General features: G+C 38.2%; 33 protein-coding genes. All 33 read right to left on the bottom strand.

All coding sequences use genetic code 11. The features are described from left to right. Nucleotides 1–238 precede the first annotated feature (238 nt). The 33 genes from rplQ to rpsG all read right to left on the bottom strand — a co-directional run bounded on the left by rplQ (nt 239) and on the right by rpsG (nt 19,968). Nucleotides 239–619, bottom strand: a complete 381-nt coding sequence (gene rplQ, locus J7E16_RS08355) for a 50S ribosomal protein L17 (protein ID WP_034546895.1) — start codon at nt 617–619, stop codon at nt 239–241. Between the two features lie 26 nt (nt 620–645). Next, nucleotides 646–1,590, bottom strand: a complete 945-nt coding sequence (locus tag J7E16_RS08360) for a DNA-directed RNA polymerase subunit alpha (protein WP_034546897.1) — start codon at nt 1,588–1,590, stop codon at nt 646–648. Between the two features lie 74 nt (nt 1,591–1,664). After that, complete coding sequence (rpsK, locus tag J7E16_RS08365) at nt 1,665–2,051, bottom strand: 30S ribosomal protein S11 (protein ID WP_034546899.1); 387 nt, start codon at nt 2,049–2,051, stop codon at nt 1,665–1,667. A 23-nt stretch (nt 2,052–2,074) separates the two neighbouring features. After that, nucleotides 2,075–2,440, bottom strand: coding sequence for a 30S ribosomal protein S13 (gene rpsM, locus J7E16_RS08370; protein ID WP_034546901.1), 366 nt, complete (start codon nt 2,438–2,440; stop codon nt 2,075–2,077). A 32-nt stretch (nt 2,441–2,472) separates the two neighbouring features. Then, nucleotides 2,473–2,586: a 50S ribosomal protein L36 gene (gene rpmJ, locus J7E16_RS08375; protein ID WP_007722194.1), complete on the bottom strand. Its 114-nt coding sequence runs from the start codon at nt 2,584–2,586 to the stop codon at nt 2,473–2,475. A gap of 34 nt (nt 2,587–2,620) precedes the next feature. Next, on the bottom strand, nt 2,621–2,839 hold the full coding sequence (infA, locus tag J7E16_RS08380) for a translation initiation factor IF-1 (RefSeq protein WP_034546903.1): 219 nt from the start codon (nt 2,837–2,839) through the stop codon (nt 2,621–2,623). A gap of 260 nt (nt 2,840–3,099) precedes the next feature. Next, nucleotides 3,100–3,753 (bottom strand): adenylate kinase, encoded by a 654-nt coding sequence (locus J7E16_RS08385; protein ID WP_034546905.1) that lies wholly within the window; start codon nt 3,751–3,753, stop codon nt 3,100–3,102. A gap of 57 nt (nt 3,754–3,810) precedes the next feature. After that, the gene (gene secY, locus J7E16_RS08390) at nt 3,811–5,106 is read right to left on the bottom strand and encodes a preprotein translocase subunit SecY (protein ID WP_214890838.1); all 1,296 of its coding nucleotides are present in this window, start codon (nt 5,104–5,106) and stop codon (nt 3,811–3,813) included. Next, on the bottom strand, nt 5,107–5,547 hold the full coding sequence (gene rplO / locus J7E16_RS08395; RefSeq protein WP_034546908.1) for a 50S ribosomal protein L15: 441 nt from the start codon (nt 5,545–5,547) through the stop codon (nt 5,107–5,109). A 43-nt stretch (nt 5,548–5,590) separates the two neighbouring features. Further along, complete coding sequence (gene rpmD / locus J7E16_RS08400) at nt 5,591–5,770, bottom strand: 50S ribosomal protein L30 (RefSeq protein ID WP_034546910.1); 180 nt, start codon at nt 5,768–5,770, stop codon at nt 5,591–5,593. Between the two features lie 15 nt (nt 5,771–5,785). Beyond that, nucleotides 5,786–6,286: a 30S ribosomal protein S5 gene (gene rpsE, locus J7E16_RS08405; RefSeq protein WP_034546912.1), complete on the bottom strand. Its 501-nt coding sequence runs from the start codon at nt 6,284–6,286 to the stop codon at nt 5,786–5,788. A 20-nt stretch (nt 6,287–6,306) separates the two neighbouring features. Further along, nucleotides 6,307–6,663 carry a 50S ribosomal protein L18 gene (rplR, locus tag J7E16_RS08410; protein WP_214890840.1) on the bottom strand — a complete coding sequence of 119 codons (357 nt, stop codon included), beginning with the start codon at nt 6,661–6,663 and terminating at the stop codon, nt 6,307–6,309. 49 nt (nt 6,664–6,712) lie between these two features. Beyond that, complete coding sequence (gene rplF / locus J7E16_RS08415) at nt 6,713–7,249, bottom strand: 50S ribosomal protein L6 (protein ID WP_214890841.1); 537 nt, start codon at nt 7,247–7,249, stop codon at nt 6,713–6,715. A 31-nt stretch (nt 7,250–7,280) separates the two neighbouring features. Then, nucleotides 7,281–7,679: a 30S ribosomal protein S8 gene (rpsH, locus tag J7E16_RS08420; RefSeq protein ID WP_034546918.1), complete on the bottom strand. Its 399-nt coding sequence runs from the start codon at nt 7,677–7,679 to the stop codon at nt 7,281–7,283. A gap of 31 nt (nt 7,680–7,710) precedes the next feature. Next, nucleotides 7,711–7,896, bottom strand: coding sequence for a type Z 30S ribosomal protein S14 (locus J7E16_RS08425; protein WP_007725695.1), 186 nt, complete (start codon nt 7,894–7,896; stop codon nt 7,711–7,713). 18 nt (nt 7,897–7,914) lie between these two features. Next, a complete protein-coding gene (gene rplE, locus J7E16_RS08430; protein ID WP_034546920.1) occupies nt 7,915–8,454 on the bottom strand; it encodes a 50S ribosomal protein L5 in 540 nt (179 codons plus the stop codon). 26 nt (nt 8,455–8,480) lie between these two features. Then, a complete protein-coding gene (rplX, locus tag J7E16_RS08435) occupies nt 8,481–8,792 on the bottom strand; it encodes a 50S ribosomal protein L24 (RefSeq protein ID WP_034546922.1) in 312 nt (103 codons plus the stop codon). A gap of 34 nt (nt 8,793–8,826) precedes the next feature. Beyond that, nucleotides 8,827–9,195: a 50S ribosomal protein L14 gene (gene rplN / locus J7E16_RS08440; protein ID WP_034546924.1), complete on the bottom strand. Its 369-nt coding sequence runs from the start codon at nt 9,193–9,195 to the stop codon at nt 8,827–8,829. A gap of 49 nt (nt 9,196–9,244) precedes the next feature. Further along, nucleotides 9,245–9,511, bottom strand: a complete 267-nt coding sequence (rpsQ, locus tag J7E16_RS08445) for a 30S ribosomal protein S17 (RefSeq protein ID WP_034546926.1) — start codon at nt 9,509–9,511, stop codon at nt 9,245–9,247. A gap of 27 nt (nt 9,512–9,538) precedes the next feature. Then, nucleotides 9,539–9,733, bottom strand: a complete 195-nt coding sequence (gene rpmC / locus J7E16_RS08450; RefSeq protein ID WP_013712026.1) for a 50S ribosomal protein L29 — start codon at nt 9,731–9,733, stop codon at nt 9,539–9,541. Continuing rightward, complete coding sequence (gene rplP / locus J7E16_RS08455) at nt 9,723–10,157, bottom strand: 50S ribosomal protein L16 (protein ID WP_034546927.1); 435 nt, start codon at nt 10,155–10,157, stop codon at nt 9,723–9,725. Before rplP ends, rpmC begins: the two co-directional genes overlap by 11 nt. Before the next feature lie 2 nt (nt 10,158–10,159). Next, nucleotides 10,160–10,816: a 30S ribosomal protein S3 gene (gene rpsC / locus J7E16_RS08460; protein ID WP_034546928.1), complete on the bottom strand. Its 657-nt coding sequence runs from the start codon at nt 10,814–10,816 to the stop codon at nt 10,160–10,162. Nucleotides 10,817–10,819: 3 nt separating this feature from the next. Next, a complete protein-coding gene (gene rplV / locus J7E16_RS08465; protein ID WP_013712029.1) occupies nt 10,820–11,176 on the bottom strand; it encodes a 50S ribosomal protein L22 in 357 nt (118 codons plus the stop codon). 23 nt (nt 11,177–11,199) lie between these two features. Then, on the bottom strand, nt 11,200–11,478 hold the full coding sequence (rpsS, locus tag J7E16_RS08470; RefSeq protein WP_034546929.1) for a 30S ribosomal protein S19: 279 nt from the start codon (nt 11,476–11,478) through the stop codon (nt 11,200–11,202). A 54-nt stretch (nt 11,479–11,532) separates the two neighbouring features. Further along, nucleotides 11,533–12,366: a 50S ribosomal protein L2 gene (gene rplB, locus J7E16_RS08475; protein WP_214890842.1), complete on the bottom strand. Its 834-nt coding sequence runs from the start codon at nt 12,364–12,366 to the stop codon at nt 11,533–11,535. A gap of 36 nt (nt 12,367–12,402) precedes the next feature. Further along, on the bottom strand, nt 12,403–12,687 hold the full coding sequence (rplW, locus tag J7E16_RS08480; RefSeq protein WP_034546933.1) for a 50S ribosomal protein L23: 285 nt from the start codon (nt 12,685–12,687) through the stop codon (nt 12,403–12,405). Continuing rightward, entirely contained in the window at nt 12,687–13,310 is a 624-nt protein-coding gene (rplD, locus tag J7E16_RS08485) for a 50S ribosomal protein L4 (RefSeq protein WP_034546935.1), read from the bottom strand. The genes rplW and rplD overlap by 1 nt, the downstream gene beginning before the upstream one ends. A gap of 25 nt (nt 13,311–13,335) precedes the next feature. Then, a complete protein-coding gene (rplC, locus tag J7E16_RS08490; RefSeq protein WP_034546936.1) occupies nt 13,336–13,968 on the bottom strand; it encodes a 50S ribosomal protein L3 in 633 nt (210 codons plus the stop codon). A gap of 37 nt (nt 13,969–14,005) precedes the next feature. Beyond that, a complete protein-coding gene (gene rpsJ, locus J7E16_RS08495; protein WP_034546937.1) occupies nt 14,006–14,314 on the bottom strand; it encodes a 30S ribosomal protein S10 in 309 nt (102 codons plus the stop codon). Between the two features lie 433 nt (nt 14,315–14,747). Then, nucleotides 14,748–15,767, bottom strand: a complete 1,020-nt coding sequence (locus J7E16_RS08500; protein WP_214890881.1) for a branched-chain amino acid aminotransferase — start codon at nt 15,765–15,767, stop codon at nt 14,748–14,750. A gap of 211 nt (nt 15,768–15,978) precedes the next feature. Next, complete coding sequence (gene tuf, locus J7E16_RS08505) at nt 15,979–17,169, bottom strand: elongation factor Tu (RefSeq protein ID WP_034546944.1); 1,191 nt, start codon at nt 17,167–17,169, stop codon at nt 15,979–15,981. A gap of 135 nt (nt 17,170–17,304) precedes the next feature. Further along, on the bottom strand, nt 17,305–19,392 hold the full coding sequence (gene fusA, locus J7E16_RS08510; protein ID WP_214890843.1) for an elongation factor G: 2,088 nt from the start codon (nt 19,390–19,392) through the stop codon (nt 17,305–17,307). 105 nt (nt 19,393–19,497) lie between these two features. Next, nucleotides 19,498–19,968, bottom strand: coding sequence for a 30S ribosomal protein S7 (gene rpsG / locus J7E16_RS08515; protein ID WP_034546947.1), 471 nt, complete (start codon nt 19,966–19,968; stop codon nt 19,498–19,500). Between the last annotated feature and the right edge of the window lie 7 nt (nt 19,969–19,975).

Below are 19,975 nucleotides of genomic sequence, written 5' to 3' on the forward strand. Positions count from 1 at the left end.
TATTTGTTCCCTTTCTTAAGACAAAAAAAAATCACTTTCTTTTGATGAATTTACCCCTCTTGAATGAGCAATCTCAGTTCAAGAGAAGTTTCGAGCTAGACTTAGGACCAAAGTTTATTGATCCCATCATCATAACACTCTTTACATACATCCAAAAAGTGAAGCAAATTGAACTTAACTATTTTTCATATGCACTAAATACACGCGGCAACTCGTCATTTTAGCAGCATCTTCAAAATTAAACTAATTCAATAATAACCATTGGTGCAGCATCGCCGCGACGTGGTTGAGTTTTCATGATACGTGTGTATCCACCTTGACGCTCAGCGTAACGTGGAGCAACATCGCTAAATAATTTCTGTAAGACTGATTGAACAACGATATCTTCGCCTTCTTCTTTAACAGAAGCGACTTCATTGCGTACGTATTCTGCAGCTTGACGGCGTGCATGTAAATCGCCTTTTTTGCCTAAAGTAATCATCTTTTCAGTTGATTTACGGACTTCTTTAGCACGAGCTTCAGTTGTTACGATGCGTTCGTTGATGATCAAATCAGAAGTTAAGTCGCGTAGCATTGCTTTACGTTGTGAACTTGTACGTCCTAATTTACGGTAACCCATTGTACATTTCCTCCCTTGTTACAGTACTAGTCGTCTTGGCGTAAGTTTAAGTCTAATTCAGCTAACTTAAATTTCACTTCTTCAAGTGATTTACGTCCTAGATTACGTACTTTAATCATTTCAGCTTCAGTTTTATCAGTTAACTCTTGAACAGAATTGATTCCAGCACGTTTCAAACAGTTGTATGAACGAACAGATAGATCAAGTTCTTCAATCGTCATTTCAAGCATTTTTTCTTTATGCGTTTCTTCTTTTTCTACCATGATTTCAGCTTTACGAGCTTCATCAGTTAGATTTACAAAGACGTTTAAATGTTCTGTAAGAATTTTAGCTGCTAGACTTACAGCTTCTTCTGGACTAATCGAACCATCGGCCCAAACATCAAGTGTTAATTTGTCAGAAATATTTTTTTGACCCACTCGAGTATTCTCGACTTGATAATTCACACGACTGACAGGGGTGTAAATTGAATCGATTGGCAATACGCCGATAGGCATATCATCTTGTTTATTATGTTCAGCTCTTACATATCCTCGTCCTGATTTTGCTGTCATGCGTATATGGAAACGTGCGCCTTCTGCAACTGTACAAATGTACAAGTCAGGATTTAAAATTTCAACATCGCTATCATAAATGATATCGGCTGCTGTTACAACAGCTGGACCTTTAACATCGATTTCAATCGTCTTGTCTTCACCAGAATATAACTTGAGAGCAAGTTTTTTAATATTTAAAATGATTGATGTTACATCTTCAACAACACCATCGACAGTTGAAAATTCATGTAATACACCATCAATTTGAATAGTAGTTACTGCTGCTCCTGGAAGAGAAGACAACAAAATACGACGTAGTGAGTTACCTAGCGTTGTACCATAACCGCGTTCAAGTGGTTCTACAACGAATTTACCAAACTTGGCATCATCGCTTATCTCAATCGTTTCAATTCTTGGTTTCTCAATTTCGATCATTCTATCTATACCCCTTTCAAAACGTTAAGTTCATGTTAATGAGTGCTACCTACAATAAATGAAGCGGCTCTCAATTAAACACGACGGCGTTTTGGAGGGCGGCATCCATTATGAGGAATTGGAGTTACGTCACGAATTGCTGTAACTTCTAGACCTGTAGCTTGTAAAGAACGGATTGCTGCTTCACGACCAGAACCTGGTCCTTTAACTGCAACTTCTACAGTTTTCATTCCGTTTTCCATACTTACTTTAGCAGCTGCTTCTGCAGCCATTTGTGCTGCAAATGGAGTAGATTTTTTTGATCCGCGGAATCCTAAAGCTCCGGCTGAAGACCATGCAATCGCATTTCCATGTACATCTGTAATCATTACAATCGTATTATTAAAAGTAGAACGAATATGTGCAACTCCGCTTTCTACATTCTTTTTAACACGACGTTTACGTGTAACTTTTTTTGCCATGAGGTTACCTCCTTACTAGTGTTTTATTTTTTCTTGCCTGTAATTGATTTAGCTGGGCCTTTACGAGTACGCGCGTTGTTTTTCGTGTTTTGTCCACGAACTGGTAAACCACGGCGATGACGTATACCTCGGTATGATCCGATTTCAATCAATCGTTTGATATCTTGGCTTACTTCACGACGAAGGTCACCTTCAACTTTTAATTTATCAACTGTCGCACGAATAGCGTCTAATTGATCATTTGACAATTCACGTACACGAATTTCTTCTGATACGCCAGCTTCTTTTAATATTTCTTGAGCTGTGTTTTTACCGATTCCATATATATAAGTTAGAGAAATTACTACACGTTTATCACGTGGAACATCTACACCTGCAATACGAGCCATTAACAATTACACCTCCTGTTTTTTTAAAATGATTATCCTTGGCGTTGTTTGTGTTTAGGGTTTTCGCAAATCACCATAACACGTCCTTTACGACGGATAACTTTGCATTTGTCACAAATTTTCTTTACTGATGGTCTTACTTTCATGAACTATACCTCCTATTTTATTGACGGAGTACAATTATTTAAAGCGATAAGTTATGCGACCACGTGATAAATCGTACGGGGACAACTCAACTGTTACTTTGTCTCCTGGTAGGATTCTAATGTAGTGCATTCGGATTTTACCTGAAACGTGAGCCAATACAACATGGCCATTTTCAAGTTCGACTTTAAACATTGCATTCGGCAAAGTTTCAACGACTATTCCTTCAATTTCAATGACATCGTCTTTCGCCACGCCTAGTACCTCCTTAAAATTGTTTCGCATTTTCACGCGATAAACAGTGAGCGCACTTAGCCCTCACCTTCTATTTTTTTAATCTTCTTATAATAACACAACATATCAGCATTGAAATGTCAACACCTCGAATATTGTACCACAAATTAAATATAGTGACAAGTAGCCTCGCTCGATTACTAATCAAACAACTTTAATCGTGAGTTAGCTGGCAGTGATTTATATCAAGAAAATAATGAAGCCATTGTTCCTCTGTTCAATTACTTAGCGTTCTCAATTATGTTTTGGACATTTTTAAAAACATCTTTAACATCTTCTTCACCATTTACAGTGTACAACACATTACGTTCTTTATAAAAGTCTAGTAAAGGTTCGGTCAACTCAAGGTTAACACTAATACGATTTTCAACTGTTTCAGGTTTATCGTCGTCTCTTTGATAGAAATCATGTCCGCCACAACGATCACACGTACCTTCAACCACTGGTGGTTTATTGATTTTATGATAAGTCGCGCCACATGAACGACAAATGATCCGTCCAGTTAAACGTTGCATTAAAATATCTTTATTAACACTGATGTAAACAACAGCATCTAATTTTTTGTTTAGATCTTTTAAAATTTCTTCCAAAGCGTGCGCTTGGTTAAGCGTTCTTGGAAAACCATCTAATAAAAATCCATTTTCAGTATCTGCTTCAGCCAAACGTTCTTTTACAATTCCGTTTGTAACTTCATCAGGCACCAAATCACCTTTGTCCATATAAGCTTTAGCTTCTAATCCTAAGGCTGTTTCATTTTTGATTGCAGCTCGGAACATATCCCCTGTTGAAATATGCGGCACATGATATGTGTCAACAATTTGTTCAGCTTGCGTTCCTTTTCCTGCACCAGGAAGACCCATTAAAATGAGATTCATAATTTCCCTCCTTAAATGTAAGAATGAGTGCCGAGGAAAATCCCCAACACTTACTTCTTATTGTATAAAGCCTTGATAACTTTTTTTAGACATTTGACCTTCAAGTTGTCTCATAAGTTCTAATGCAACACCAACTACGATAAGTAGGCTAGTACCACCTAGAGAAACAGATTGAGGTAAATCCCAAATGTTTGACGCAAGTATAGGCAGTATTGCAATAACACCCAGATAGACCGCTCCGACTGTACTCAACTGTGATAACGTTGTTGAAATAAAATCCTGAGTGGGTTTTCCAGGGCGCACACTAGGAATATATCCGCCTTGTTTTTGTAAATTCTCAGCGACTTTCTCTGGATTCACTTGAATGAATGCATAGAAATAAGTAAAGACTACAATTAAAACAGTATAAATAACTGCTCCGATTGGTTCTTGCAAATTAAATACTTTATTTAAAATAATAAACCACTGTGCATCTGCATTCGAAGCACTAAAGAATCCTAAGATCGTTTGTGGTGTCATAATAAATGAACTTGCAAAAATTACTGGAATAACACCAGCTGAATTTACTTTTAACGGCAAGTGAGTGTCCTGACCTGAGCCAGCTGAGCGTTTTGAGTATTGAACAGGAATCTTTCTTTTTGCATTTTCGACATAAACGACGGTTACAACAATTGCTACAAAAGCAATGGCAATTAAGACCGAGAAGAGAATAGCTTGCGCCATTTCATCTCCAGCATTTCTTATTTGCGAATTGTAAAAACCACTTAAATCAGAAGGTACTCGAGCAATGATACCTGAAAAGATAATCATTGATATCCCGTTACCAAAGCCTTTAACTGTAATTTGCTCACCAAGCCACATAACCAACATTGTTCCGGCAGTTAGCATAACGGCAATCATAAGGTACGTATCCGTGCCGGGATTGAGAACCAATCCAGATCCCGTTAGAGCGTTAAATCCGTACGAGATACCGATTGCTTGAACAAACGCCAAACCAACCGTTAAGTATCTTGTAACTTGATTTAATTTTCTACGACCTACTTCGCCCTGTTTTGCCCATTCAGCAAGCTTAGGAATAATATCCATCTGTAATAGTTGAACAACAATTGAGGCGGTTATATACGGAGAAACACCTAGCGCAAAAATAGAATAACTGTCTAATGCTCCCCCACCAAATGTATTTAACAAACTGAACAAAGAACTATTTGAGGATAGATCTTGTAAAGCAGCCGCATTAACACCGGGAACCGTTATTTTAGTTCCAAGTCTAAATACGATCAAAATACTTAAAGTGAAGAGAATTCTACTTCGAATGTCCTTTGCTTTAAAGGACTCTATAAGTAGTTTGATCATTTAGATCACCTCAATTGAACCACCAGCAGCTTCAATAGCTTCTTTAGCTGCTTTGGAGAATTTGCTTGCTTGAACAGTAAGTTTACGTTCAACTTTACCATTACCCAAAACTTTAATCCCTGATTTTTCAGATTTGACAACTTTTGTTTCTATGAATAATGCTGGTGTTACGATTGTTCCATCTTCGAAGCGGTTTAGAGCATCAAGATTCACAACAGCAAATTCTTTACGATTGATATTTGTAAATCCACGTTTTGGTACACGACGGAATAATGGTGTTTGTCCACCTTCAAATCCTAAACGTACGCCACCACCTGAACGAGAGTTTTGTCCTTTTTGGCCACGACCTGATGTTTTACCGTTACCTGATGAAGTCCCACGTCCAACGCGATTACGCACTTTACGAGATCCTTCTGCGGGTTGTAATTCATGAAGTTTCATATAGATTAGGCACCTCCTTAAATTAAAGTTTACTTACTTGTTCTCATACTTCTTTAACGTCAACTAAATGTGAGATTGTCTTTACCATACCAACAATAGCTTCGTTGGCAGGTTTAACTACAGTACTGTTGATTTTTTTCAAGCCAAGAGCTTTAACTGTATCTCTTTGGTTTTGAGGACGTCCGATAATGCTACGTTTTAAAGTGATTTCTAAATTAGCCATTTCTTAATGTCCTCCTTATCCTATAATTTCTTCTACAGTTTTACCGCGAAGTTTTGCAACATCTTCAACGCGTTTCAATTGTAGTAGGCCATCAACAGTTGCACGAATCATATTGATTGGTGTACTTGAACCTAATGATTTGCTTGTTACGTCTGCAACTCCAGCTAATTCCAATACGGCACGTACGGGACCACCAGCAGAAACTCCAGAACCGGCAACAGCAGGTTTAATAATGATGTTACCGCCGCTATAACGACCAATAACTGCGTGAGGAATCGTAGTATCAACCATAGGTACTACAATAAGATTCTTCTTAGCATCTTCAATTGCTTTACGGATAGCTTCTGGTACTTCTTGTGCTTTACCAGTACCGAAACCTACGTGTCCGTTTTTATCTCCGACAACAACAATAGCAGCAAAACGTAAACGACGTCCACCTTTTACAACTTTAGTTACGCGATTGATTGAAACGACACGATCTTCTAATTCCAAATGTGTTGGATCGATGTAAACCATGTGTGGTATTCCTCCTTTTTTTAAAATTCTAGTCCATTTTCGCGTGCAGCTTCAGCTAAAGCTTGAACACGGCCATGGTAAAGGTATCCACCACGGTCAAAGACTACTTCTTTAATACCTTTTTCTACAGCACTTTTAGCGATAGCTGTACCAACAGCTGAAGCTTGTGCTGATTTTGTTTCCCCTGAAACTTCTTTGTCTAATGAAGATGCACTTGCTAGCGTTACACCCGCTACGTCATCAATAAGTTGAGCGTAGATGTTTTTATTAGAACGGAACACGTTTAAGCGTGGGCACTCTGCAGTACCAGAAATTTTAGAACGTACACGACCATGTCTTTTCAGACGTAGTTTGTTTTTGTCTGGTTTTGTAATCACAATTGTCACCTCTTTAATTTTATGTTTGATTCTTTAGGCAGCCAGGCTATTATTTACCTGTTTTACCTTCTTTACGACGTACAACTTCGTCAGAATAACGAATTCCTTTACCTTTATAAGGTTCAGGTGGACGCGTACTACGAATGTTAGCAGCTAAAGCGCCAACTTTCTCTTTGTTCGTTCCTTTAACTACTACTTTAGTATTTGCAGGAACTTCAACACTTATTCCAGCTTCTGGAATAAATTCTACAGGATGAGAGTAACCAACGTTCAATACAAGTTTTTCACCTTGTATTTGTGCGCGGTAACCAACACCAACTAATTCTAATGTTTTTTCAAAACCAACAGTTACACCAACAATCATGTTGTTTAAATTAGCACGCATTGTGCCATGTAGTGCACGATTTACTTTCAAGTCATTTGGACGAGAGAAGTTAATTTCGTTGTCTTCTACATTCATTGTGATAACTGGGCTGAAAGAACGACTCAATTCACCTTTTGGTCCCTTAACGGTAACGATGTCCTCATTACGAGTAACCGTTACGCCTTCAGGGATAGTGATTGTTTTATTACCTATACGGCTCACAGCAATACACCTCCTTGATTATTCTTACTTATTACCAAACGTAAGCGATTATTTCGCCACCGATATTTTTTGTTCTTGCTTCTTTATCTGTAATAACACCTTCAGAAGTTGATACGATCGCAATACCAAGTCCGTTAAGAACTTTAGGTACTTCGCCAGCTTTAGCGTAAACGCGCAAACCTGGTTTAGAGATACGTTTCAATCCTGTGATAACGCGTTCGTTATCTTTTCCGTATTTTAAGAAAACGCGGATGATGCCTTGTTTGTCATCTTCCATGTATTCAACGTTTTTAATAAAACCTTCACGTTTCAAAATGTTAGCAATGTCTTTTTTAATTTTTGATGCAGGTGCTTCTAATGACTCGTGACGTGCTTGGTTAGCATTACGTACGCGAGTTAAAAAATCTGCAATCGGATCTGTCATGACCATTGAATTTAGCCTCCTTTATGCGAGTATCGTATTACCAGCTTGCTTTTTTCATGCCTGGAATTTGTCCTTTATAGGCAAGTTCACGGACGCAAATACGGCAAAGTTTAAATTTGCGGTAAACTGAGTGTGGGCGTCCACAGCGTTCACAACGAGTATATGCTTGAGTTGAGAATTTAGCAGGGCGTTTGTTTTTAGCAATTAGTGATTTTTTAGCCACGTAGTTCGCCTCCTATTATTATTTTTGGAATGGCATTCCAAGTTGTGTTAAAAGTTCACGAGATTCTTCATCTGTATTAGCAGTAGTTACAATAACAATGTCCATTCCGCGAGTTTTGTCTACTTTATCGTAGTCAACTTCCGGGAAGATTAATTGTTCTTTAACTCCTAATGTATAGTTACCTCGTCCATCAAAAGATTTATTGCTTATTCCGTGAAAATCACGTACACGAGGAAGTGAAACAGAAACCAATTTATCTAAGAAATCGTACATTCTGTCTCCACGTAGTGTTACTTTAGTTCCAATTGGCATACCTTCGCGTAAACGGAAGCCAGCAATTGATTTTTTAGCTTTAGTGATCAATGGCTTTTGACCAGAAATTACTGTTAATTCTTCAACAGCTTTATCTAAGTTTTTAGCATTTGATACAGCATCACCCACACCCATGTTAATAACGATTTTATTTACTTGAGGTGTTTGCATGATTGATTTGTAACCAAATTTTTCTACCATTGATGGTGTTACTTCTTTGATATACTTTTCTTTAAGGCGGTTCATGAAGTTCATACCTCCTTCCTTATCTATTATTTATCTAAAACTTCACCGGTTTTTTTAGAAATACGTACTTTTTTACCTTCTTCTACTTTAAAGCCAACACGAGTTGGTTCGCCAGTTGAAGCATCTATAAGCATAACATTCGAAACGTGTATAGGGGCTTCCATTTCAATGATTCCACCTTGTGGATTCGCTGAATTAGGTTTTTGATGTTTTTTCATAACATTAACGCCTTCTACGATTACACGATCTTTTTTAGGAAAAGCTTTTAATACAACAGCTTCAGTCCCTTTGTCTTTGCCAGTAATAACTTTTACTTTATCACCTGTTTTAATGTACATGTCTTACACGCACCTCCTTTGTGGATGGTAATTATTAAAGAACTTCTGGAGCAAGTGAAACGATCTTCATGAAGTTGTTGTCACGCAATTCGCGAGCAACTGGTCCAAAGATACGAGTTCCACGTGGGCTCTTATCGTCACGGATGATTACACATGCATTTTCATCAAATTTAATGTATGAACCATCTGCACGACGAGCTCCTGATTTAGTACGAACGATAACTGCACGAACGACTTCACCTTTTTTGACAACGCCACCTGGTGTTGCATGTTTTACAGTACAAACAATAACATCACCAATGTTAGCAGTTTTACGGCCTGATCCGCCTAAAACTTTAATAGTTAAGACTTCACGAGCTCCTGAGTTATCTGCAACTCTCAAACGACTTTCTGTTTGGATCACGGTTGTATCCTCCTTCCAGATTGGGAAACTAGGTTATTTGTTGTAAACCTTAAATAGTAACAGATTCTTCAACAACTTCTAATAAACGGAAATGTTTAGTAGATGATAACGGACGAGTTTCCATAATTTTTACGATATCGCCAATTTTGGCAGTACTGTTTTCATCATGTGCTTTATATTTTTTAGAGTATTTAATACGTTTACCGTAACGGCTGTGTTTCTTTTGAGTTTCAATTACGACAACAATGGTTTTATCCATTTTGTCAGAAACGACACGACCTTGATATACTTTGCGTTGGTTACGTTCTTCGCTCATTGTACGGTGACCTCCTTTGCCAATCAACTATTTTTGTAATTCCGCTTGACGTAACGCAGTTTTAATGCGTGCAATCGATTTGCGAACTTCACTTAAGCGAGCAGTATTTTCTAGTTGGCCAGTAGCTAACTGGAATCTTAGATTGAATAACTCTTCTTTAAATGCTTTTTCTTTTTCAACCATTTCAGCAGTGGTTAACTCTTTAAGTTCATTAGCTTTCATTCGATTCACCACCAATTTCTTTACGTTTTACAATCTTAGTTTTAATGGGTAGTTTATGAGAAGCTAAACGAAGTGCTTCACGAGCTACTTCTTCTGAAACTCCATCAACTTCAAACATGATTTTACCACGTTTTACTGGTGAGACCCAACCTTCAGGTGCCCCTTTACCAGAACCCATACGAACTCCAATAGCTTTAGACGTATATGATTTATGAGGGAAGATTTTAATCCATACTTTCCCACCACGTTTCATGTAACGTGTCATTGCGATACGAGATGCTTCAATCTGACGGTTTGTGATCCATTTTGACTCTAGAGCCTGTAAACCCCATTCACCAAAAGTTACTTCTTTCCCACCTTTAGCTTCACCGCGCATTTTACCTCTAAACTCACGACGGAATTTTACACGTTTAGGTACTAACATGATTATTTCCCTCCTTTCTCAGTGTTCTTTTTTACAGGAAGAACTTCTCCACGGTAGATCCAAACTTTGATGCCTAGTTTACCGTAAGTTGTAGCTGCTTCTTCCCATGCGTAGTCGATATCGGCACGCAATGTATGAAGTGGAACAGTTCCTTCTGAATGTGTTTCGCTACGAGCGATATCTGCACCATTTAAACGGCCAGAAACCATTGTTTTGATTCCTTTAGCTCCAGAACGCATTGTGCGTTGGATAGCTTGTTTTTGAGCACGACGGAAAGCAACACGGCTTTCTAGTTGAGTAGCAATTCCTTCAGCAACTAATTTAGCGTCTAAGTCAGGGCGTTTGATTTCCACGATGTTGATGTGAACTCGTTTGCCTGTTAAATCATTTAATTTTTTACGTAATGCATCAACTTCAGATCCACCTTTACCAATTACCATTCCTGGTTTAGCAGTGTGTACTGAAACGTTAACACGGTTAGCAGCACGTTCAATTTCAACTTTAGAAACAGAAGCTTCGCTTAGTTTTTTTGCAATATATTCGCGGATAGCGATATCTTCGTGTAAAAAGTTTGCAAAATCTTTTTCTGCATACCATTTAGAATCCCAATCGCGGATAATACCTACACGTAAGCCTGTTGGATTAATTTTTTGACCCACAGATTACCCCTCCTTTTTTTCAGATACCACAACTGTAATGTGGCTTGTGCGTTTCAAGATTGGAGCAGCTGAACCTTTTGCACGTGGACGGAAACGTTTCATCGTTGGTCCTTCGTTGACATAAGCTTCGCTTACTACCAAGTTTTCTACGTCTAAATCGTAGTTATGTTCTGCGTTAGCAATTGCTGACATCAAAACTTTTTCGATTGCTGGTGAAGCACCGCGTGGAGTGAATTTCAAAATTGAAATTGCCTCCCCAATGCTCTTCCCTCTAATAAGATCGACAACTAAACGAACTTTACGAGCTGCAATGCGAACAGTTTTTGCAGTTGCCTTAGCTTCTGTAATTTGTTCTGCCATATCGAGTTATCCTCCTCTCAAAATTAACGTTTAGTTTTTTTATCATCCGCAGTGTGACCGCGGTATGTTCTTGTTGGTGCAAATTCACCTAATTTGTGTCCGACCATGTCTTCTTGAATATAAACTGGTACATGTTTACGACCATCATAGACTGCGATTGTGTAACCAATGAAACTCGGGAAAATTGTTGAACGACGTGACCAAGTTTTAACGACAGATTTTTTTCCGCTCTCAGCTAGTGCATTCATTTTTTTCATTAAGTGTTCATCGACAAATGGTCCTTTTTTAAGACTACGACCCATGGGTGAACCTCCTTCCATTCCTTAGGAAAGTTGGTAAAACCAACTAACCTGATTTTATTTTGTTTTACGACGACGTGTGATAAATTTATTAGATTGAGATTTCTTATTACGTGTTTTCAATCCAAGAGCAGGTTTACCCCAAGGAGTCATTGGACCAGCATGTCCGATAGGAGCTTTACCTTCACCACCACCGTGTGGGTGATCGTTCGGGTTCATTACAGATCCACGAACAGTTGGGCGTTTGCCTAACCAACGAGAACGTCCGGCTTTACCAATATTGATCAATTCATGTTGTTCATTACCAACTGAACCGATTGTTGCACGACAAGTTCCTAAAATCAAACGAACTTCACTTGAATTCAAGCGGATCATTACGTATTTGCCTTCTTTACCTAACACTTGCGCGCTAGTTCCAGCAGAACGAATCAATTGTCCACCTTTTCCAGGTTTCATTTCAATATTATGGATTACAGTACCAGCAGGAATGTTATCTAACATAAGAGTATTTCCAACTTTGATATCTGTAGTATCTCCTGAAATGATTTGTTGTCCTACTTGAATTCCTTTAGGAGCAATGATGTATGTTTTAACACCATCGACATATTGTACTAATGCGATATTTGCTGTACGATTTGGATCGTATTCAATAGTTTTGATGATACCAACGATACCGTCTTTATTACGTTTAAAGTCAATTACACGGTAATTACGTTTATGTCCGCCACCACGGTGACGTACCATAATTTTACCAGCATTATTACGACCGGCTTTTCTTCTGTTTGGTTCTAACAATGTCTTTTCAGGCGTTGTTGAAGTGATTTCTGCGAAATCAGAACCAGTCATATTACGACGGCCGTTTGTGGTAGGTTTATACTTTTTGATTCCCACGTGTTTTCCCTCCCGATGTTTATTTTATAGCTTTAATTAAGCTTCAAATAAAACGATTTCTTTTGAATCAGCTGTTAAAGTTACGATTGCTTTACGACGTTTTTTTGTGTATCCAGTATGTTTACCCATACGTTTTAATTTTCCACGTACGTTCATGATGTTAACATTTGAAACTTTTACGTCAAAAATTTCTTCAATCGCTTGTTTTACTTGAGTTTTGTTTGCGCGAACATCCACTTCGAAAGTGAATTTTTTATTATCTTGAGCAGCCATTGCTGCTTCAGTGATAATTGGGCGCAAGATTACGTCACGTACATCCATTATTGAAGAACCTCCTCTAGCTTAGTTAGAGCAGTCTGTGTCAAAATCAATTTTTCATGCGCTACAACATCTAACACAGTAACGTTATCAAAAGCTACAATTTTAACTCCTGGAAGGTTACGAGCAGATAATGTTGCGAAATCATTGTCGTTTTCTACTACAATAAATGCTTTAGAATTAACGTTTAGATTTTTTAACACTTGTGCAAACTCTTTAGTTTTTGGTGCGTCAAAGTTCAATGCGTCAACAACGATTAAATCTCCACTTATTACTTTAGTAGAAAGAACAGATTTAATTGCTAAGCGACGAACTTTTTTTGGAAGTTTGTAGCTGTATGAACGTGGAGTTGGTCCGAAGACAATTCCACCACCGCGCCATTGTGGAGATCTGATTGACCCTTGACGAGCACGACCAGTTCCTTTTTGAGCCCACGGTTTACGTCCACCACCGCGTACTGCACTGCGGTTTTTTACTGAATGATTACCTTGGCGTAATGAAGCACGTTGCATGATGATTGCATCAAAAACAACATTTTCGTTTGGTTCGATACCGAAAATAGCGTCGTTTAAAGTTACTTCGCCATTTTGAGTACCATCTTGTTTAAATAAGGCTACGTTTGGCATTTCCTTGTTCCTCCTCTCTTAATTTTTATTTAGCTTTTTGAAAAGCTGATTTAATTTGGATTAAGGATTTTTTAGACCCAGGTACATTCCCTTTAATAAGAAGTACATTATTTTCAACGTCAACACGAACAACTTCAAGATTCTTGATAGTTACGCGGTTTCCGCCCATACGACCTGGTAGTAATGTGCGTTTGAACACACGGTTAGGATCTACAGGACCCATTGACCCTGGACGACGGTGGTGACGGGATCCGTGGGACATTGGTCCACGACTATGTCCGTGGCGTTTGATAACACCTTGGAATCCTTTACCTTTGGTAGTCCCCGTTACATTAACGATGTCTCCAGCTTTGAAAGTATCAACTTTCACTTCTTGTCCTACTTCATATTCACTAAGCTCAACATCGTTAAATTCACGAATGAAGCGCTTAGGAGTAGCATTTGCTTTTGCTACATGACCCATTGCAGGTTTATTCGACAATACTTCACGTTTCTCTTGGTAACCCAATTGAACTGCTTCGTAACCGTCCGTTTCGACTGTTTTAACTTGTAAAACAACGTTTGGAGTTGCTTCGATTACAGTTACTGGGATTAATTCACCTGATTCAGTGAAGACTTGCGTCATTCCTACTTTTTTTCCTAAGATTCCTTTGGTCATGAGTACACCTCCATTATATTATTTTTTTTAGTTAAAATTAAAGCTTGATTTCGATATCTACGCCAGACGGTAAGTCTAGTTTTGTTAAAGCATCAACAGTTTTTGATGTTGGATTAACAATATCAATCACACGTTTGTGTGTAAGCATTTCAAATTGTTCACGAGAATCTTTATATTTGTGAGTCGCACGGATCACTGTATAAAGAGTTCTTTCTGTTGGCAATGGAATTGGACCAGATACACTAGCACCAGTTCTTTTTGCTGTTTCTACAATCTTTTCCGCTGCTTGATCTAAGATACGATGTTCATATGCTTTTAAGCGGATACGAATCTTTTGTTTTGCCATTATTTTTCCCTCCTTCGCCTATTTTTATAAATTAGACATTGCTCCACGAAAATATCCGTCACACTCGCCGTGGCAAAGCGGCCGGGTGTGTCGCAACCTCTCGTTTCATAGCCATTGGGTTTCTCATTCGAGTACCCAGTACGATTCCCTGTGAAATCAGCACCTTTTATATTATACAAAAAATAACTCTTTTAATCAAGCCTTTTTTGATTATTCAATAAATTAATTTATCCATAGTTGCAAAATAATTTTCAAAATTTATTTTTGCTTTTTATTCTCAGCTTTTTTTCAAAAAAAAAATACGCTAAGTTAGGAATACATCAACATTTCCCATCTTAGCGTATTTTATTTTATTTGTCTATTTATTTGTTTAACTATTTTATTTCTTCTATATTAACATGTCATTGATCTAGATCATGATTTCCAACTATTCCTATACTTTTACGATCCATCCTTCTGGCGCTTCTATATCGCCGTACTGGATGCCTGTTAATTCATCATATAGTTTTTTAGTAATTGGTCCTGTCTCTGTCTCGCTATAAAAGACATGAAAATCATCTTTATATTGGATTCCACCAATTGGCGAGATAACAGCTGCCGTTCCACAAGCACCAGCTTCTTCAAATTCATCTAATCGATCAATGAAGACTTCTCTTTCAACAACATCTAATCCTAAACGTTCATTCGCAAGATACAGCAATGAGTATTTAGTAATACTGGGCAATATAGATGGAGATAACGGTGTAACAAATTTATTATCTTTTGTGATCCCAAAGAAATTTGCCGCGCCGACTTCTTCTATTTTTGTGTGAGTCGTTGGATCTAAATAGATTGCATCACTAAAATTACGTTTATGAGCTTCTGCACCTGGGAGTAAACTACCACCATAATTTCCACCGACTTTTGCTGCGCCGGTTCCGTTACCTGCTGCTCTATCATAATCAGAAACAACAAAGTTTGACGGGGTCAATCCACCCTTAAAGTAAGCACCTACAGGCATACAAAAAATAGAAAACAAGTATTCTTCTGCAGGCTTCACTCCAATATTATCGCCGATCCCGATCATATAAGGGCGAAGATATAAAGAACCCCCAGTACCATATGGCGGAATATATTGTTCGTTCGCTTTTACTACTTTTTTAACGGCTTCAATAAAAATATCTGTTGGTATGCTCGGCATCATTAAACGTCTGCAGCTTCGTTGCATACGCTCTGCATTTTGATCAGGTCGGAATAAATTGATTGAACCATCTTTCGTTCGGTAAGCTTTCATTCCTTCAAAAACAGTTTGTCCATAGTGTAAGGCTGTTGACCCTTCACTAATATGAACTTTATTATCTTCTGATAATGTTCCTTCATCCCAATTCCCATCTTTCCAATAAGAAATATATCGGTGATCCGTTTTAATGTAATTGAAACCTAAATTTTTCCAGTCAATATCTACTGTTTTCATCAATTTAATCACTCCTTAATACTATTGTTGTTTAGTGTAACATATTAATGATAAAATTATGAGAGGAATTTTATTTGAATTAATCATTTCTTAACTTTTTTTATCATTAGAAATATAAAAAAGCCTTGTCGCATTGACAAGGCTTTTTTCTCGGACGGACACGCTCTATCCCAGATAGAGTCATTTTAAATTTTTAATTTTCAAGAGTTGATTAAGCTTCGATTGTAGCTACAACGCCGGCTCCAACAGTACGTCCACCTTCACGAATAGTGAATTTAGTACCTGGGTCGATAGCGATTGGTGCAATCAATTCAACGCTGATTGAAACGTTGTCTCCTGGCATAACCATTTCAGTACCTTCTGGTAACTCAACAACACCAGTTACGTCAGTTGTACGGAAATAAAATTGTGGGCGGTAGTTAGCGAAGAATGGAGTATGACGTCCACCTTCTTCTTTAGATAAGATATAAACTTCACCTGTAAATTTTGTATGTGGAGTAATTGAACCTGGTTTAGCTAATACTTGTCCACGTTGGATGTCTTCACGAGCAACCCCACGTAATAATGCTCCAATATTATCCCCTGCTTGAGCAAAGTCTAACATTTTACGGAACATTTCAACACCAGTAACAGTTGATTTAGTAGTTGCTTCATGGATTCCGATGATTTCAACTTCTTCACCGACTTTAATTTGTCCAGTTTCTACACGTCCTGTAGCAACTGTTCCACGTCCAGTAATTGAGAATACATCCTCAACTGGCATCATGAATGGTTTGTCAGTATCGCGTTCTGGAGTTGGAATGTAAGAATCTACAGCATCCATTAATTCCATGATTTTATCTTCGTATTCTTCAACGCCTTCAAGAGCTTTAAGTGCTGAACCAGAAATAACTGGAGTGTCGTCGCCTGGGAAATCGTATTCTGACAATAAGTCACGAACTTCCATTTCAACTAATTCAAGTAATTCTTCATCATCAACCATATCAACTTTGTTTAAGAAAACAACGATGTATGGAACACCAACTTGGCGAGACAATAGAATATGTTCACGAGTTTGTGGCATTGGGCCATCAGCAGCAGATACTACTAAGATAGCTCCATCCATTTGTGCAGCACCTGTGATCATGTTTTTAACATAGTCAGCATGTCCTGGGCAGTCCACGTGAGCATAGTGACGTTCTGCAGTTTCGTATTCAACGTGAGAAGTGTTGATTGTAATTCCACGTTCGCGTTCTTCCGGAGCTCCATCAATTGAAGCGTAGTCAGTTGCAGTACTTACAAAACCTCTTTTAGCTAATACAGTTGTAATTGCAGCAGTTAAAGTTGTTTTACCATGGTCAACGTGTCCGATAGTACCAACGTTAACATGGGGTTTATTACGAGTATATTTTTCTTTTGCCATTTTTGTATTTCCTCCTCATAGTGAGTTCTTTTTATTGATAGGAATAGAAACTTTCATTTTATCCCCATCATTTGTAAAAATTATAACGATTATTCGTTAGAAAATCAATACTTACGGTCGGAGAGCTAATTAAAATTAGTTAGCTGATCCGCCATTTTTCTTGATAATTTCTTCAGAAATAGATTTTGGTACATCTTCGTAATGATCAAATGTCATTGAGAAAGTACCGCGACCTTGTGTTGCTGAACGTAATGCAGTTGCATAACCGAACATTTCTGCTAATGGAATCATACCTTTAACGATAGTAGTATTTCCACGAGCTTCAGAACCTTCGATACGTCCACGACGAGCAGAGATGTGTCCCATTACGTCTCCTAAATAATCTTCAGGAATTGTAATTTCAACGCCCATCATAGGCTCTAAGATAACTGGATTTGCTTTTTTAGAAGCATTTTTTAATGCCATTGAAGCAGCAACTTTAAAGGCCGTTTCATTTGAATCGACATCATGGTATGAACCATCATAAAGTTTTGCTTTAATATCTACTAATGGATATCCAGCAAGAACTCCGTTGTTTAATGAAGCTTCTAAACCAGCTTTTACTGCTGGGATATATTCACGAGGAACAGTACCACCAACGATTGCATCTTCAAAGTCAAAACCTTTTCCTTCTTCATTAGGAGAGAATTCGATCCATACGTGACCGTATTGACCTTTACCACCTGATTGACGAACGAATTTACCTTCAGCTTTAGTAGAACCACGGAATGTTTCACGGTAAGAAACTTGTGGAGCACCAACACTAGCTTCAACATTGAATTCACGTCTCATACGGTCAACAATGATATCTAAGTGTAACTCACCCATACCGGCAATAATTGTTTCGCCAGTTTCGTGGTCAGTTTCAGCACGGAAAGTTGGATCTTCTTCAGCAAGTTTTTGTAACGCAACACCCATTTTATCTTGGTCAGCTTTTGATTTTGGTTCAATAGCTACTTGGATAACTGGTTCTGGGAAGTCCATTGATTCTAAGATCACTTGATCTTTTTCATCACACAAAGTGTCACCAGTTGTCGTGTTTTTCAAACCAACAGCCGCTGCAATGTCTCCAGCAAATACTTCAGGAATTTCGCTACGAGAGTTCGCATGCATTTGTAAGATACGTCCTACACGTTCACGTTTTCCTTTAGTTGAGTTTTGTACATAAGATCCTGCTTGTAACGTACCAGAATAAACACGGAAGAAAGTTAAACGACCTACATACGGGTCAGTCATAACTTTAAATGCCAATGCTGAGAATGGTTCGCTGTCATCTGCATGACGTTCTGCAGTTTCTTCAGAATCTGGTAAGATTCCTTGGATTGCAGCTACATCAAGTGGTGACGGTAGGTAGTCAATGACTGCATCAAGCATCATTTGAACACCTTTGTTTTTAAATGCTGAACCACATAAGACTGGGTAAAATTCAACTTTAAGTGTTGCTTTTCGGATAGCATTTTTCAATTCTTCTTCAGAAATTTCTTCACCTTCAAGATATTTCTCCATCAAAGCTTCATCTGTATCTGCAGCACCTTCAATTAATTTTGTACGCCATTCATTTGCTAATTCTACGTATTCTTCAGGGATTTCTTCCTCACGGATATCTGTTCCTAAATCATTTGTATAAACTTCAGCTTTCATTGTAACCAAGTCAATGATTCCTGTGAAGTTATCTTCAGAACCGATTGGCAATTGGATTGGATGTGCGTTTGCTTGTAAACGGTCAAGAATCGTTCCTACAGAATATATGAAATCTGCACCGGTTTTATCCATTTTGTTTACAAATACAATACGAGGTACACCATAAGTTGTTGCTTGACGCCAAACTGTTTCAGTTTGAGGCTCAACACCTGATTGTGCATCAAGTAAAGCAACAGCACCATCTAATACTCGTAGAGAGCGTTCAACTTCAACAGTGAAGTCAACGTGACCTGGAGTATCGATAATGTTTACGCGATAGCCTTTCCAAGCAGCTGTTGTTGCAGCAGATGTAATCGTAATACCACGTTCTTGTTCTTGTTCCATCCAGTCCATTTGTGAAGCACCCTCATGGGTTTCACCAATTTTATGGATTTTACCAGTGTAATAAAGAACACGCTCAGTTGTTGTTGTTTTACCAGCATCAATATGGGCCATGATTCCAATATTACGGGTATTGTTTAGAGAAAACTCTCTTTTTGCCATCTTGTAATAACACCTCTCTTAATTTAATTTGAACTAAGAAACTTCAATTTTTCCTTAGAGGACTACGCTGCACAAACGGCACCGCAGTCCTCTTTAGAAAAAATTTTACCAGCGATAATGAGCGAAAGCTTTATTAGCTTCAGCCATTTTGTGAGTGTCTTCACGTTTTTTAACAGCTGCTCCAGTATTGTTAGCAGCATCCATGATTTCTTTAGCAAGACGTTGTTCCATAGTATCTTCTCCGCGTAAACGAGAGTAGCTTACTAACCAACGAAGAGCAAGAGCCGTACGACGTTCTGGACGAACTTCGATCGGAACTTGGTAGTTAGAACCCCCAACACGGCGAGCTTTAACTTCAAGAACAGGCATAATGTTTTTCATTGCTTGTTCAAATACTTCAATAGGATCATTGCCAGTTTGTTCTTTGATCATGCCAAATGCATTATAAAGAATTGTAGCAGCTTTCCCACGTTTTCCGTCAACCATAATACGGTTGATCAAACGAGTAACAAGTTTAGAATTATAAAGTGGATCAGGTAAAACATCACGTTTAGTAATAGGACCTTTACGAGGCATCCAAATT

This window comes from Carnobacterium sp. ISL-102 (genome assembly GCF_018612935.1).
Taxonomy (GTDB): domain Bacteria; phylum Bacillota; class Bacilli; order Lactobacillales; family Carnobacteriaceae; genus Carnobacterium_B; species Carnobacterium_B alterfunditum.